We start from the raw sequence: 15279 nt of genomic DNA, 5'->3' as shown, positions 1-15279 counted from the left end.
TCCCGCAGCGAAGGGCCGAAGGCCGCGTGAGGCCCTTCGCAGCGCGAGATCTCCTTCGGTGCGTGCGACGGCTGACGACAGGACGCGTCGACGAGGTCTCGCTCGCCCCCTACGGCCGGTCGAGCACCTCGCGGAGCGTGGCGGCGAAGGCCTCGGGCTGGCCGGCATAGCCGAACTCGCCACCCATGAAGCCGCCGTGGTGACTGGGGAAGACGGTCGCCTGCTGTCCGAGCTTCTCGGCCAGGGCGAGCGCGGTGCGGCCGGTGTAGCCCTTCAGCGACTCCTCCCCGACAGCGACGACGATCCGAGTCGGGGATGCCTTCAGCGCTTCGAGATCCGGCTCGTAGAGCGGCACCGCCCACGAGAGTTCGGACAGCAGTGGATCATTCCGCGAGCCGTCGTCCTCCGTCGGCATCCCGAATGCCGCGGGGTCGGGGGCCGGTTGGGCGAGGAACTCCTCGGTGACCTCACCCTCCCACGACGTCATCGCGACGAACGCCGCCATTCCGGCACCCCATCCTCGCTCCTGATATGCCCGGGTATAGGCGATTCGCGCTCGATGCACCGCTTCGGCATCAGGCAGCACGCTGTCGATCGGCGGCTCGTGGGCGACCAGAGTCACCACGTCCTGAGGGTGCGCGGTGACCAGAGCGAGTGCGCTCACGGCTCCGCCGCTGCTCGCGAACATGTCGACAGGGCCCGCACCGAGCGCCTCGATGATCGCGTGGACATCCTCGGCCTGGACATCGGGCTCGTTCGTGACTCCGCCGTCCTTGCGCACGCTGCGGCCCAACCCTCGTGGGTCGCAGGTCACGACGGTGCGATCGCCGAACAGCTTCACCTGCGCCTGGAAGCCGCTCGCATCCATCGGCTGGCCGATCATCATCAGCGGATGGCGGCCATCCTTCGTCGGGAGTGGCCCATGCACGTCGTAGACGAGGTCGACGTCCGGGAGCTCGAGGGTGTGCTGCGTCATCGGGTGGCCTCCTCGGCGTCGAACGATTCCACTGGGATGCTACGGCGCGGCATCCGCTGGCGCCAGCGCTTCGACACTTCTTCGTGACAGCCGACCGCACCCCGTCTCAGCCGACCGCCTCCCGTCTCAGCCGACCGCATCCCGTGAAGGAGATCTCGCTCGGCGAAGGATCGGATGCCGGATCCGCGCCTTCGTTGCGTGAGATCTCCTGCGATGCGCGAGCGCCAACGCGAGCGCGAACGCGAACGCGAACGCGAACGCGAACGAGAGCGAGAGCGGCCCCCCGAACCGCCCGGCCTCAGCCGCGCATGGCGACGCCGCGACGCCAGTAGCCCATGAAGGCGACCTGCGAGCGGTCGATGCCGAGATCCTTGACCAGGTGGCGGCGCAGTGTCGTGACGACGCCGCTTTCGCCGGCGATCCAGAAGTAGCGCTCCGCGGGAGCATCCGCCTCCGCGATCTCCTCGCCGAGACCCGAGTAGTCGGGGGTCTCCCAGAGCAGGGCCTCCGTGTCGATGTCCTTCACGTCGATCTCGTCGGCGGCATCCGCATCTCCGAGGTACTCGAGCACGGCGGGAATCAGCCACACACCGTGGGGCTCACCCGCATCGCGAGGCAGCCAGTGCACCTCGACCCCGGCGGGCGCGTCGATGCGCAGGACGTCGGCCGGCGACGGCACCTCGATGAAGGCGCAGCCTCGAAGGTCGCTCGGGGCGTCTTCGAGGATGCGCGCGATCGCGGGAGCCGCCGTCTCGTCACCGGCGAGGACGACCGACGTCGCGGTGCCCGGCTCGTACTCGGCGCCGCCGTGTGCGGCCGCGGCGACGCCTCGACGTGGTCCGACGATGAAGAGCTCCTTGCCGACCGCCGCCGCATCAGCCCAGCGCGACGCCGGGCCCGTGAGTCCGGGCGCCAGGTGCAGCACGAAATCGACATCGAGCTCGGTGCCCGCATCCGTCACCCGCAGGTCCCGCACCGAGTAGGTGCGCATGGATCCGCGGTCCTCCTCGGGGACGGCGAGGAAGGAACCCCACCAGTCGTCGGTCTCACGATCGAGATCGGGGAGGATGCCGGATGCCGGCGGGAACACGATCTTGATCCGGGAGTCGAAGACGTCACCCGGCGTGCCGAACTCGAGAAGGTCGTCGCCGCCGAACGTGATCCGCACGAAGTTCGGCGACACCCGTTCGACCCCGCGCACCTCGGCGCGAGCGAGCACGTAGGTGGGGCGTTCGGTCGTGGTCTCAGCGGACATGATGCCTTCCGATCGGGGTGACCATCGGCTTCCCGGAGACCGGGTCGATGGTGATCTGGTTCGCGAGGTCGAAGACCTCTTCGACGAGCTGGGCGGTCACGACATCCTGCGGAGCGCCGGTGGCGTGCACCCTGCCCTCCTTCATCGCGACGAGCTCGTCGGAATACCTCGCGGCGAGGTTGAGGTCATGCAGCACCATCACGATCGTGGTGCCGCGCGAGACGCTGAGGTCGGTGAGCAGATCGAGGACCTCGACCTGGTGAGCGACGTCGAGGAACGTGGTCGGCTCGTCGAGCAGCAGGATGTCGGTCTCCTGCGCGAGCGCCATGGCGATCCACACGCGCTGACGCTGGCCGCCCGAGAGCTCGTCGACGCTGCGGTCGGCGAGTTCCGTGGTGCCGGTGGCGGCCAGAGCATCCGCGACGACCTCGTAGTCGTGGGCGCTCCAGCGAGCCAGCATCTTCTGATGCGGATGCCGACCGCGGCCGACGAGATCCGCGACGGCGATGCCCTCGGGAGCGACGGGCGACTGTGGCAGCAGGCCGAGGATGCGCGCGACCTCCTTGGTGGGGCGCGCGTGCACCGACTTGCCGTCGAGCACGACCTGACCCGCCGTCGGCGAGAGCAGACGCGCGAGCGATCGCAGCAGGGTCGACTTGCCGCATCCGTTCGCGCCGACGATCGTGGTGATCTTGCCCGGCGCGATCGCGAGATCGAGGCCGTCGATGATCGTCCGGTCGCCGTAGGCGAGAGTGACGGACTCCGCCGTCAGAGTGTGCGCCTCGGTCACAGGGAGCCTCCCGAGCGGTTCGTGCGGATGAGCAGGTAGATGAGGTACGGAGCGCCGAGCACGCCGGTGATCACGCCGACCGGGTAGCGCTCGCCGAACGCGAACTGACCGATCAGGTCGCCTCCGAGCACGAGCACAGCGCCGATGAATGCGCTGGGGACGAGCAGGTTCGCTCCCGGCCCCGTGATGCGGGCCGCGATCGGACCCGCCATGAACGCCACGAACGCGATGGGGCCGGTCGCGGCGGTGGCGAACGCCAGCAGTGCGACTGCGCCGAGGATGAAGAGCAGACGAGTCGTGTTGACCCGCACCCCGAGACCGGATGCCGAATCGTCGCCGAGCTGCATCGCCCCGAGCGCCCTGCCCTGCAGGAGCAGCAGCGGCACGATGATGACGGCGGCGATCGCGAGCGGCATCACGCGTTCCCACGAGGCGTTGTTCAGGCTTCCGGTGAGCCACTGCATCGCGGTCTGGATGTCCCAGTTCGCCGCCCTCGACAGCATGTACGAGATGATGCTCTGCAGCATCGCCGCGACACCGATGCCGATCAGGATCAGTCGAGTGCCCGCGAAGCCGTTCTTGATCGACAGCAGGTAGATGACTCCTGCCGTGACGATCGCACCGCCGAGCGCGAGCAGCGAGACGATCGGCCCGTTGAGCGACAGCACGATGATGCCGAACACCGCTGCGGCGCCGGCGCCGTTCGAGATGCCGATGATGTCGGGCGAGGCGAGCGGGTTGCGCAGCAGCGTCTGGAACGAGACGCCGGCGATGCCGAACGCGAAACCCGCGAGGATCGCGAGCACCGCGCGGGGCAGGCGCAGCTCGCCGACGGTGAACGACGCCCCCGGCACGGTCTCGCCGAGGATCACGCGGATCACCTCGTCGAGCGGATAGAACGTGTTGCCGATCATGAGCGCCACGGCGAACAGCACGAGCAGCAGCGCACCGAGCACGATCGTGGCCGTGGCGTGGCGGCGGTGGCGCGAACGGCGGCCCGCGACGAGCGCGGCGACCTCGTCGCGGGTGCGGTCGGATGCTGCGGGAGTGTGGGCGGCAGCCCGGTCGATGGTGCTCACAGTTCACGCACCTTCTGACGACGGACGATCCAGATGAAGAACGGGGCGCCGATGATGGCGGTGATGATGCCGACCTGGATCTCCTCCGAGGTCGGCGCGATGACACGGCCGACGATGTCACTCGCGAGCAGCAGGGCGGCGCCGGCCATGGCCGAGAACGGCAGCAGCCAGCGGTGGTCGGTGCCGATCAGCATTCGGCAGACATGCGGGATCACGAGACCGACGAATCCGATGGGCCCGGCGATCGCGGTGGCTGCTCCGGCGAGGATCACGGCGCCGACCGCCGACATGAGGCGCGTGCGGAAGACGTGCTCGCCGAGTCCCTTCGCCATGTCGTCGCCGAGAGCGAGGGAGTTCATGCCCCGGGCGCTGGCGAAGCAGATCAGTGCGCCGAGCGCGAGCACCGGGGCGGTGATCGCGATGCGCGGCCACTCGGCACCGCCCACTCCGCCGATCTGCCACGACTGGAACGCCTGCAGCAGGTCGACGCGCGGCAGCATGACGGCGCTGATGAGCGAGGCGAAGGCGGCCGAGGTGGCGGCACCGGCGAGCGCGAGCTTGAGGGGCGTGGCACCGCCGCGTCCGAGCGAGCCGACGGTGTAGACGAACGCCGCGGCCAGGGCGGCGCCGATGATCGCGAGCGCCATCTGGCTGTAAGCGTCGGTGAGACCGAGGAAGGCGAGGCCGAAGACGACGGCGAGCGAAGCGCCGTTCGAGACGCCGAGGATGCCGGGGTCGGCGATCGGGTTGCGGGTGACCGCCTGCATCGTCGCGCCGGAGAGTGCGAGCGCTGCACCGACGAGGATCGCGAGCACCGTGCGCGGAAGGCGCTTGATGATCGCCGCCTGGGCGAGGGTGTCATCCTGCCCGGCGAGGGCGGCGAAGATGTCGTCGATGCTCACGGAGCGCACGCCGAAGCAGATCGACAGGATGCAGAGCACGAACAGCACTCCCAGGCCGACGAGCAGCCAGAGCGTGCGCGCCCATGCCGGGCGTCGCAGATCTGCGACGCCCGGCAGGGGAACGGTGACAGCGGTCACGGAATTCAGTGTGCGAAGGTGACGCCGACGGTCACTTCGCGGCGAGCGGTGCTGCCAGCAGGCCGAGGTAGTCGGACAGGCCCCACTGGATCGACAGCGGCGACGGGTTCGCCGACGCCGCGATGGGGGTGGAGTCGGGCAGGATCACGATGTTGCCGGCGGCGATCGCGGGGATCTTCGACAGCAGCGGGTCGGCCTGCATGGTGGCGATGAGCGAGTCGTCGCCGTAGGTCACGAAGACATCGACGTCGTCGAAGGTGTCAGCCTCTTCGGAGCTCACCGAGAGGTAGAACTCCTTGCTGTCCGCGTTCTCCTCGACGATCGACGGAAGCGGAAGGCCCAGGTCGTCGTGCAGGTAGCCGGGGCGCGTGTCGATCGCGGTGTAGTAGCCGACCTGGCTCAGGTCGCTCGGGTCGACGTACGCGAACAGCACCTTCTTGTCCTTGAGGGCGCTGTTCTCCTCGAGGGCGGCCTCGGCGTCGGCGTGCAGCTCTTCGATGAGGGCGTCGCCCTCCTCCTCGAGGCCGAGCGCCTTCGAGTTCATCTCGATCATGTCGTCGACCGGGGTGCCCCAGGCGACCTCGGGGTAGGCGACGACCGGAGCGATCTTCGAGAGCTGGTCGTACTCCTCCTGCGTCAGACCCGAGTACGCCGCGAGGATGACGTCGGGCTGCGTGTCGGCGACGGCCTCGTAGTCGATGCCGTCGGACTCGTCGAACAGCACGGGCTCTTCGCCGCCGAGCTCGTCGAGCTTGTCCTCGACCCAGGGCAGGATGCCGTTGTCGTCGTCGTCGCCCCACGTGGCCTTGCTCATGCCGACCGGGACGATGCCGAGAGCGAGGGGAACCTCGTGGTTCGCCCAGGCGATCGTCGCGACGCGCTCGGGCTTCTCCTCGATCGTGGTCTCGCCGAACACGTGCTCGATCGTGACGGGGAAGGCACCGTCATCGGCGGGGTTGCCGCCGGCGGAGTCGGAGTTCGAGTCGGTCGACGACGTCGCGCAGGCCGTGAGGCCGACGGCCAGAGCCGCGGCGACACCGGCGGCGATGAGACGAGAGGTGCGCACAGGCGTTCCCTTCGGGTTGGGATGAGGGGGTGCGGCGCGGAGGGGCGCCAAGGCTTTGGTAAGCCTGGCCTAATCTAACAGAAAGTTAGGCAAGCCTCATCTTGGGTCCCTAGCCCGGGCGGCATCCTCGCCTCTCGTGCGGGGTCGACATCGCACCGCATCCGCCCGATGTGGAGGGGCACGGGCACGGGCACGGGCACGGGCACGGGCACGGGCACGGGCAGAAAGTACCCGGACATGCAGAAAGCCGGCCGGATCCGTGAGGATCCGACCGGCTTCAGGAAGCCTATGCGCGCTCAGAGAGCGCGGATGTTCGCAGCCTGCATGCCCTTGGGGCCACGCTCAGCGTCGAATTCGACCTTCTGGTTCTCACGAAGCTCCTTGAAACCGGAGCCGGTGATTGCCGAGTAGTGGGCGAAGAGGTCGTCCGTGCCGTCATCGGGAGCGATGAAGCCGAAGCCCTTTTCCGCGTTGAACCATTTCACAGTGCCAGTGGCCATGTGTTTTCTACTTTCTGTTTTCAAACGGCCGCTTGCGCGGCCCGCGCCGTGACGGAACGTCCGACATACGCGCCTGCTCAACGTACCACGGCAGGCTGACCGGTGTCCCGGAAGTTCGGATTCTTCTGAAGAACAGCCGCCTCGGTGCGGGTGCTCACCCCGAGTTTGCGCAGCACCGCCGACACGTGGACGCTCACCGTCTTGACGCTGATGAAGAGCCGCTCCCCGATCTGGCGGTTGCTCAGACCCTCGGCGATCAGCTCGAGCACCTGCCGCTCGCGGGCGGTGAGCGGGTCGACATCCGGTTCGATGCCGGCGGTGCCGGATGCGGTGCCGGATGCTGCGGCGAGGCCAGCCGCCGCTTGGAAACCACCGACGATCCGCCCCAGGGGAACGTGGCCGAGGCGCTCCGCCTGGCGCATCGCGGCCGAGAGCACGGCGCTCGCCTCCCCTCGGTCTCCTGCGTCGACGAGTGCGCGAGCGAGAGCGAGACGCGTGGTCACCGCGAACGTCACGGGCACATCGCGGTCGTCTGCGTGCTCGACCGCCTGGCGCAGGGCTGCGACGGACGGGAAGAGGAATGCCTCGAGGATCGTCTCCCACCTGTCGCCTCGCAGCTGCGGAGGTTGGGCGTGCCACGCGTCGCGCACGTCTGCGACCGCCGCCTCGACCTCGACGCCGGATGCCCGCAGCTCGGCGATGAACCATGCCGCCTCGAGCAGCAGTCGACGCTGATGCAGGGACACCGGCCCCTGATCGGCGAGCATCGCCCTGACCTCACCGAGAGCACCCGCGAGGTCGCCCCGCCCCTCGGCGACGGCCACGCGCATCATGACCTCGTCGTACCAGATCTGACGTTCGACCCGACCGGTCTCCTCGAACGCGGGGTGCCACTCGCGAAGGATCTCGGCCGCCTCCTCGTGTCTGCCTCGCCAGGAGAGCACCCGCACGCGCGTCATCGTGGAGTACATGTGCGAGATGCGCAGAGTCCGCTGAGCGAGCTCGCGCGCCAGCATCCCCTCGACCCGTTCGATCTCGCCCATCTCGAGCAGTGGCACGGCCATGTTCTGCGTCATCAGCGCGCCCGTGGTGCGCTCGACGCCGAAAGCGCGCGCGGGCGCGAGCCCCTCTTCGGCGACCCTGACGGCATCGCGATAGCGCCCCAGCAGGCCGAGCAGATCCGAATAGTTGACCCGGTATCTCATCTCGGCGTTCGTGCCTTTGGCGAGCTGCAGGGCGAGCGCGTACTCGCGGTGCCCCGCGTCGAGGTCGCCGAGGTGCGCGCGGGCTCCGCCCCGGACGTTCGCGGCGATCGATGCCTCGTCGTCCGACCCGGCGCGCGCGGCCCGCTCGCCCGCCTCCGCGGCCAACGCGATCGCCTCGTCGAGTCGCCCCGAGATCATGTAGCGACTGGCGAGCTGGTTCAGCACCGAGGCGCGCAGCCGGTCGTCGTCGACGCCCGCCTCGAGGATCTCGAGCGCCTGCTGCAGCAGCGGGACCGCGCCGGCGCGGCCGAGGTTCATCGTGTAGTACGCCTTGTCGCGCAGCAGCCGGGCGTGCATGCGGGGGTCGACCGTCGTCGGATCGACCTCGGCGAGCGCGAGGTCGACCACGGCGAGCGCCCGTTCTCCGTCTCCCGCGTTGCGCAGCACGGAACCGAGAGTGCGCAGAACCTCGAGGCGCGCCACACCCACGACGACCTCGGCATCCGGCACCTGGATCCACAGGTCGAGGGCGAGCTCGCCGAAGCGGGCAGCGCTCGCGAAGGCGAACCGCGACTTGGCGTCGGCCATCGCGGTGACGGCCGCGGCGAGCGCTCGCCGGTCGTCTTGCGCGAGCTGCCAGTGATAGGCGAGCGCGGCGGAGTCGGCTGTTTCGGCCCCTGAGCAGTTCTCCTCGAGCGCCTCGGCATACGCCCGATGCAGCCGCGCTCTCTCGCCCGGGAGCAGATCGTCGTGCACGGCTTCGCGCAGCAGCGCATGCCGGAACCGGTAGTCGTCGTCGACCACGACGAGGATGCCGCTGAGCGTCGCCTCGCGGATCGCCTCGTCGAGGCGGGCTTCGGGCAGACCCGCGAGGCGGGTGACGAGCGGGTGGGTCAGCGGACGCTCGGCTCCCGAGACGACCTGCACCACCCGCCGGGCGTCGTCTCTGAGACGGTCGAATCGGGCGAGCAGCAGGTCGCGCAGACTGCCGGGCAGGGGACCGGTCGAGCACCCGGCGAGCTCTTCGACGAAGAAGGGCACGCCCTCGGCTCGATCGTGGATGCGATCGAGCGCCGCGTCTGTCACGGGCTGCCCGGTGAGCGATTCGACGAGCGCACGGACAGCCGAGGTGTCGAGCCGATCGATCGCGACCCTCTCGAGCAGACGCGCGCGGGTGGACTCGCCGATGAAGCGGCTCACGGCATCGCCGCGTCGCACGTCGTCGGAGCGGCAGGTCAGGATCAGGAGGATGCGGCCGTGCCCGAGGGTGCGCAGCAGGAAGGAGAGCAGCGCCAGGGTCGACTCGTCAGCCCAGTGCAGGTCTTCGACGACGAGCACCTGCGGCGCGTGTTCGGCGGCCGCCTCGATGAGCGCCGCGATCGCATCGCGCAGGCGGTCAGGGCTGGTCTGCGATCGCTCGGTGGGGTTGAGCTCGGGCAGCAGCATGCCCAGCGCCTCGACGCCGACGCCGATCTCCTCCCGCACCCGGTCGGCGCCCATGCTCGCGACGATCGACCGGAGGATGCCGGCGAGCGGCCCGAAGGGCGTGCGCGACGCCCCGAGATCGAGGCACCAGCCGACATGCACGTCTGCGCGGTTCGCCACCTCGGTGCTGAACTCGCGCAGCAGTCGCGACTTGCCGATGCCCGCCTCGCCCTCGATGAGCGCGGCCACCGGGACCCCGTCGACCGCTCGCCGGAACAGCTCGCGGATGGTCGCGAGCTCGGTCTCTCGGCCGACCATCGCGGCGCTGGGAGCGGACGGGGGCATGAATTCATCGTGCCACTCCCCTCCGACATCCGGTGTCGCGCTGCCGTCTGCCCGCAGCGGAGCGACGATCACCGGGCAGGAGCCGGTTCGCGGCCCGCGGATGCGCGGCGCTCGGGCTGCCGTGCAGCATCCGTCGCCGCGTCGCGCGATGCGTCGGTCGTGTGCAGCAGCCGGCCGGCCAGACGCCGGACCGGGCCGGGCTGCCTGCGGACCAGCTGATCGCTGCGCTCCTCGATGACGCGACGGCGTTCTGCCGCGCGAGCAAGCTGCTCCTGGTCGAACTCGGTCGATCTGTAGGCGAGATACGGGTGCTCGAACATGACATCTCCTCGGTGTGCGATGTCCTCAGAATCCGCTCTGAGTCACCCCGACGACATCGGGAGGATGCCCTATCTTCCGTTCGTGAATTCCCTAGTCGACGCCGGGCGTGCCGTCCTCCGGGCAGCGAAAGAGGTCCGAGCGGTGATGGGGGCACCACCGCTCGGACCTCAGCTCAGGGGTCGATCAGGCGTCGACGTCGCCGCGCCACGCACCGGTCTCGGTGCCGCGCTTCTCCATGAACTCCTTGAAGTTCTGGAGATCCTTCTTCACCGCGTGCGAGCCCGCGCCCACGAGCGAGCCGACCTTCTCGAGAAGCCCCTCGGGCTCCCAGTCGATCTGCACGGTCACGCGGGTCGTGAGGTCTTCGAGCTTGTGGAACGTCACGACGCCCGCATGCTCGGTCTCACCGCCGATGCTGTTCCACGCGACTCGCTCGTCGGGGTGCTGCTCGGTGATCTCCGCGTCGAACTCGCGCGTCGCGCCGCCGACGTTCACCTTCCAGCGGGTGTGGGTGTCGTCCAGCTGGACGATCGACTCCACCTCGTCGAGGAACTGCGGGAAGCTCTCGAACTGCGTCCACTGGTTGTACGCCACGTCGATGGGAACGTGTACGTCGATGGTCTCGATGATCTGCACCATGTGATGCTCCTCACTGTTCGTCGGTCGTGTCATCCCATTCAGCGGCGTTCGACGACTCTTGGCGACGGGGTTGACATCTCCCCTGACGGCACTCGCTAGCCGAGTAGCGTTGCAGGCATGCGCATCCACGCCGCGATCCGCGCCTCGAAGCGCTCACCCCTGCTGCAGGTGGTGAAGTCCGCCGCGGCGACGATCGCCGCATGGATGCTCGCGGGATGGGTGGTTCCGGGACAGCTCCCCGTCTTCGCCGCGATCGCCGCTCTGCTCGTCGTGCAGCCCAGCGTCAACCAGTCGCTGTCGAAGGCGCTCGAACGCAGCATCGGCGTGATCGTCGGCGTGGTGATCGCGGTCGCCCTGGGCCTTCTCCTGGGGTCACCGAGCTGGATCGTGCTGCTCGCCATCGTGGTGGCCATGCTCGTCGCGTGGGCCTTCCGGGCGACGCCCGGCACCGGCAACCAGGTGGCCATCTCGGCGATGCTCGTGCTCGCGCTGGGCTCGACTCCCGACTATGCGATCGCGCGCATCTTCGAGACCCTGATCGGCGTGGTCATCGGCATCGTCGTGAACGCCCTGATCGTGCCGCCCGTGCTGGTCGCCCCGGCCCGACGCGATCTCGGGCTGCTGGGCCGCGAGCTCGCCTCGAGCCTCGACCGACTCGCCGATGCTCTACCCGAACCCCAGACTCCCGCCACGCTGCATCAGCTCATGCTCGAAGCCAGACTGCTGCGCCCGATGAAGGACGCGGCAGAGGCATCCATCGCTGCGGGTGAGGAATCCCTCACTCTGAACCCGCGCCGGTCGACGCACCGTGAAGAGCTCGTCGAGATGCGCGCACTGCTCGAACGGCTGACGCCCATCGTGACGCAGACCATCGGGATGACGCGCGCCTACTTCGACCACTACGACGACTCCATCGGCGAGGAGCCGGCCGTCACGGCCATCGCGGAGCAGCTGCGGCGCGCAGGGCACGATGTGCGACTGGCTGTGCAGATCGCCGACGTGTCCCCGGAGCCCGAGGCCCTGACCTCGGCGATCCCGGCACTGACCGCGCCTCTCGTCATCCGGCCGCCCTCGTCGACGCACTGGATCCTCATCGGGTCGCTGATGGAGGACCTCAGGCGCATCCGCGCGGAGCTCGTCGACGAGGAATGACAGGGCGACGCGGCGGCGCCGGTCAGTCCTGCTCGGGGTCGTCGGCGAGCACGTCGCCGTCGTCGTCGTCGCTCTCGTCGCCCGAGCCGGAGGGGACGACCGTCGGCGGCTCTCCCTTGTTGTCCTCGGCGCCGAGGTTGTCGTTCTCCTCGGGGCCGGGCGACGGCTCCGTGCTGATGTCGTTGCGGTCGGTGCTGATGTCGTCACTGTCGCGAGTCATGGCATTTTCCCTTCGTCGGAGTTCGATCTCCTGCGAGGTTAGGGCCGCATGCCCGCAGAAGCCCGGGCCTTGACAAGCGCTCCGGGCCTACCCTGGTGACATGTCCGACATGACCGTTCCCGAGGCTCTGGCCGAGCTCGCCGCCCTCGAGGATCCGAAGATGCGCGCCGCGAACGAGAAGCGCGGCGACGACCACGGCATCAATCTCAGCCGCATGCGCACCCTCGCGAAGCGCATCAAGACAGACCAGCCCCTGGCGAAAGAGCTGTGGGCGACCGGCGACACCGCCGCCCGGCTGCTGGCGCTGCTGATCTGCACGCCGCGCGCGTTCACCGCCGACGAGCTCGACGCGATGCTGCGACAGACTCAGGCCCCCAAGGTCAACGACTGGTTCGTGAACTACGTCGCGAAGAAGACCCCCCTCGCGGAGGAGCTGCGGCTGCGCTGGTTCGACGACTCCGACCCGACCGTCGCCGCGGCCGCATGGTCGCTCACGACGGTGCGCGTCGCGAAGGATGCCGAGGGCCTCGACCTCGATCACCTGCTCGATCTGATCGAGCGCGATCTGCAGAACGCGCCCTCGCGGTTGCAGTGGGCGATGAACGAGACGCTCGCCAACATCGGCATCTTCCACCCGGAGCTGCGGTCCAGGGCGCTCGAGATCGGTGAGCGCCTGCAGGTGCTCGCCGACTACCCCACCGCGCCCGGCTGCACCTCGCCGTTCGCGCCGATCTGGATCGGCGAGATCGTGCGGCGGCGCGAGGGCTGAGACCCGATGCGAGGGCTGATCCTCGCATCCGGCGACTCAGCCCTGCGTCCCGCGACTCAGCCCTGCGTCCGTCAGCGAGCGCTGCCGACTGCGGCCCGCGGTGCCGTCAGCATCGCTTCGGCGTCGGTGAACTCCTTCTCGATGTCGTCGTTGCGCGTGTAGGTGACGAGGCTCACCACGACGGCCGCGACGAACGCGAACACGAACGCGGGGAGCAGCTCGTACAGGTCGGTGTCGAGGGCCTTCCAGACGAACACCGTGACCGCTCCGACGAACATGCCCGCGAGAGCACCCCAGTTCGTGAGCTTGCGCCAGAACAGGCTGAGCAGGATGATCGGGCCGAACGCGGCACCGAATCCCGCCCAGGCGAACGACACGAGCCCGAGGATCGAGTCGTTCGGCGTGATCGCGAGGATGATCGCGATGATCGCGACGACGAGCACCGCCAGGCGGCCCAGCAGCACCAGCCGCTTGTCGGACGGCGGGGTCTTGCGCACCACCTTGTAGAGGTCCTCGACCAGCGCAGACGAGCACACGACCAGCTGGCTCGACACGGTGCTCATGATCGCCGCGAGCACGGCCGCCAGCACGAGTCCGGCGACGAACGGATGCAGCAGCGTCTGCGACATCAGCAGCACCACGGTCTCGGGGTTGTCGAGGGTGATGCCCTGCTGCGCCATGTAGGCGATGCCGACGAGGCCCGAGATGATCGCGCCGAACATCGAGACGACCATCCAGGAGATGCCGATGCGACGCGCGCTCTTCGCCTCCTGCGGCGAGCGCAGCGCCATGAAGCGCACGATGATGTGCGGCTGCCCGAAGTACCCGAGGCCCCACGCCAGGGCCGAGGCGATGGCGAGGAAGGTGCCGCCGGTGACGGCCCCTCCACCGAGCAGCGACAGGAATCCCTCTCCGGCGTTCTCGGTGATGAGCGTCGACGTCTCCTCGAGTCCGCCGATCGCGATGACGGCGGCGACCGGCACGACGATCAGCGCGATCACCATCATCAGCCCCTGCACGACGTCGGTGAGGGAGGCCCCGAGGAATCCGCCGAAGAGCGTGTACAGCAGCGTGATGCCGCCGACCAGCAGCATCCCGAACAGGTAGTCGCCGTTGAACGAGCTCTCGAAGAAGACGCCGGCGGCGACCATGCCCGACGAGATGTACAGCGTGAAGAACACCAGGATGATGAGCCCCGAGACGATGCGCAGCGACCGGCTGGTGTCGCGGAGCCGGTTCTCGAAGAAGCTCGGGATCGTGATCGAGTTGCGAGACACCTCGGTATAGGCGCGAAGCCGTGGGGCCACCAGCAGCCAGTTGAGGTAGGCGCCGATCGTCAGCCCGATCGCGATCCAGGCCTCGATCAGTCCAGCGGCGTAGATCGCGCCGGGAAGACCCATCACGAGCCAGCCCGACATGTCGGCCGCACCGGCGCTGATCGCGGCGACCCACGACGGCAGGTTGCGTCCGCCGAGCATGTAGTCCTCGTGGTCGGAGGTGCGCTTGTAGGCGAAGTATCCGATGAGCAGCATGCCGGCGAAGTACAGCCCGAGCGCCCCGTACAAGAAGATCTGATCGGACATCGTCGTCCCTTTTCCGCGGTGCCGATCACCGCTCGGTACCGATGATCTCAAGGCGGATGCTGTGGTCCGGGCGCGCCACGCAGAGACCGCTGGTTACGCTGAAGCCATGAGCACGCACATCGCCGCACAGCCCGGTCAGATCGCCCCCGTCGTCCTGTTCCCCGGCGATCCGCTGCGGGCGAAGTGGATCGCCGAGACCTTCCTCGACGACGCCGAGCTGTACTCCGAGACCCGCGGGATGCTGGGCTTCACCGGCACCTGGGAGGGCCACCGCGTCTCGGTGCAGGGTTCGGGCATGGGTCAGCCGTCGATGGCCATCTATGCGACCGAGCTGTTCGAGGAGTACGACGTGCAGACGATCGTGCGCGTCGGCTCGTGCGGGGCGCTGACCGAGAAGCTGCAGGTGCGGGACATCATCATCGCGAACGGCGCCTGCACCGATTCGGGCATCAACAGGGTGCGCTTCCACGGACTCGACTACGCACCTGTCGCGGACTTCGGACTGCTGCGCGCGGCGGTCGAGGCGAGCGAGGCCGAGCCCCTGGACTCGGCCGTCCACGTCGGTCTGCTGTTCTCGAGCGACCAGTTCTACAGCACCCGACCCGAGCTGACCGAGCCGTTCGTGCAGCACGGCGCCCTCGGAGTGGAGATGGAGGCCGCGGGGCTGTACACCCTCGCCGCGTACCACGGGCGTCGCGCTCTGGCCATCTGCACGGTGTCGGATCACATCGTCACCGGCGAGCAGACCACCGCTCAAGAGCGCGAGCAGACCTTCGGCGACATGATCCGCATCGCGCTGCGCGCCGCGACGTCCGTCTGAGGCGAAGCGGGCCGGGGCCGGCGCGCTCGCTCCCTCGCAGGCTCGCAGGCTCGCAGCGAAGGAGATCTCACGCTGCGAAGGACCGCATCCAGCA

General features: G+C 68.8%; 15 protein-coding genes. 3 read left to right on the top strand and 12 right to left on the bottom strand.

Translation table 11 applies throughout. From position 1 onward, the window contains the following. Positions 1 to 109: 109 nt before the first annotated feature. The 10 genes from SOM10_RS09565 to SOM10_RS09520 form a co-directional block, all read right to left on the bottom strand. Entirely contained in the window at positions 110 to 976 is an 867-nt protein-coding gene (locus SOM10_RS09565; RefSeq protein WP_320489594.1) for an alpha/beta hydrolase, read from the bottom strand. A 298-nt stretch (positions 977 to 1274) separates the two neighbouring features. Then, positions 1275 to 2231, bottom strand: coding sequence for a siderophore-interacting protein (locus tag SOM10_RS09560; RefSeq protein WP_320489593.1), 957 nt, complete (start codon positions 2229 to 2231; stop codon positions 1275 to 1277). Next, entirely contained in the window at positions 2221 to 3021 is an 801-nt protein-coding gene (locus SOM10_RS09555) for an ABC transporter ATP-binding protein (RefSeq protein WP_053098527.1), read from the bottom strand. The genes SOM10_RS09560 and SOM10_RS09555 overlap by 11 nt, the downstream gene beginning before the upstream one ends. Next, positions 3018 to 4100, bottom strand: a complete 1083-nt coding sequence (locus SOM10_RS09550) for a FecCD family ABC transporter permease (RefSeq protein WP_083569254.1) — start codon at positions 4098 to 4100, stop codon at positions 3018 to 3020. The genes SOM10_RS09555 and SOM10_RS09550 overlap by 4 nt, the downstream gene beginning before the upstream one ends. Beyond that, a complete protein-coding gene (locus SOM10_RS09545) occupies positions 4097 to 5140 on the bottom strand; it encodes a FecCD family ABC transporter permease (RefSeq protein ID WP_072590572.1) in 1044 nt (347 codons plus the stop codon). The genes SOM10_RS09550 and SOM10_RS09545 overlap by 4 nt, the downstream gene beginning before the upstream one ends. 31 nt (positions 5141 to 5171) lie before the next feature. Next, positions 5172 to 6206 carry an iron-siderophore ABC transporter substrate-binding protein gene (locus tag SOM10_RS09540; protein WP_053098526.1) on the bottom strand — a complete coding sequence of 345 codons (1035 nt, stop codon included), beginning with the start codon at positions 6204 to 6206 and terminating at the stop codon, positions 5172 to 5174. A 296-nt stretch (positions 6207 to 6502) separates the two neighbouring features. Beyond that, complete coding sequence (locus SOM10_RS09535; RefSeq protein ID WP_042538190.1) at positions 6503 to 6706, bottom strand: cold-shock protein; 204 nt, start codon at positions 6704 to 6706, stop codon at positions 6503 to 6505. A gap of 77 nt (positions 6707 to 6783) precedes the next feature. Beyond that, on the bottom strand, positions 6784 to 9681 hold the full coding sequence (locus SOM10_RS09530) for a helix-turn-helix transcriptional regulator (RefSeq protein WP_320489592.1): 2898 nt from the start codon (positions 9679 to 9681) through the stop codon (positions 6784 to 6786). Between the two features lie 68 nt (positions 9682 to 9749). Next, on the bottom strand, positions 9750 to 10001 hold the full coding sequence (locus SOM10_RS09525; protein ID WP_053098524.1) for a hypothetical protein: 252 nt from the start codon (positions 9999 to 10001) through the stop codon (positions 9750 to 9752). 184 nt (positions 10002 to 10185) lie between these two features. Continuing rightward, the gene (locus tag SOM10_RS09520; protein WP_053098523.1) at positions 10186 to 10641 is read right to left on the bottom strand and encodes an SRPBCC family protein; all 456 of its coding nucleotides are present in this window, start codon (positions 10639 to 10641) and stop codon (positions 10186 to 10188) included. A 117-nt stretch (positions 10642 to 10758) separates the two neighbouring features. Here SOM10_RS09520 and SOM10_RS09515 point away from each other — a divergent pair, with 117 nt between their 5' ends. Then, a complete protein-coding gene (locus tag SOM10_RS09515) occupies positions 10759 to 11793 on the top strand; it encodes an FUSC family protein (protein ID WP_320489591.1) in 1035 nt (344 codons plus the stop codon). Between the two features lie 22 nt (positions 11794 to 11815). On the opposite strand, the gene SOM10_RS09510 is transcribed toward SOM10_RS09515, so the two are convergent. After that, positions 11816 to 12013, bottom strand: coding sequence for a hypothetical protein (locus tag SOM10_RS09510; protein WP_053098521.1), 198 nt, complete (start codon positions 12011 to 12013; stop codon positions 11816 to 11818). Between the two features lie 100 nt (positions 12014 to 12113). Here SOM10_RS09510 and SOM10_RS09505 point away from each other — a divergent pair, with 100 nt between their 5' ends. Then, on the top strand, positions 12114 to 12782 hold the full coding sequence (locus SOM10_RS09505; RefSeq protein WP_053098520.1) for a DNA alkylation repair protein: 669 nt from the start codon (positions 12114 to 12116) through the stop codon (positions 12780 to 12782). 71 nt (positions 12783 to 12853) lie between these two features. Here the strand turns inward: SOM10_RS09505 and putP are convergent, their stop codons facing one another. Next, a complete protein-coding gene (putP, locus tag SOM10_RS09500; RefSeq protein ID WP_187248979.1) occupies positions 12854 to 14365 on the bottom strand; it encodes a sodium/proline symporter PutP in 1512 nt (503 codons plus the stop codon). 106 nt (positions 14366 to 14471) lie between these two features. Here putP and deoD point away from each other — a divergent pair, with 106 nt between their 5' ends. After that, positions 14472 to 15185: a purine-nucleoside phosphorylase gene (gene deoD, locus SOM10_RS09495; protein ID WP_053098518.1), complete on the top strand. Its 714-nt coding sequence runs from the start codon at positions 14472 to 14474 to the stop codon at positions 15183 to 15185. Positions 15186 to 15279: the final 94 nt, after the last annotated feature.

Origin of the sequence: Microbacterium sp. CFBP9023 (assembly GCF_034045055.1) — a bacterium.
In the GTDB taxonomy this organism is placed as follows: domain Bacteria; phylum Actinomycetota; class Actinomycetes; order Actinomycetales; family Microbacteriaceae; genus Microbacterium.
This window is presented reverse-complemented; position numbering and strand designations above follow the sequence as displayed.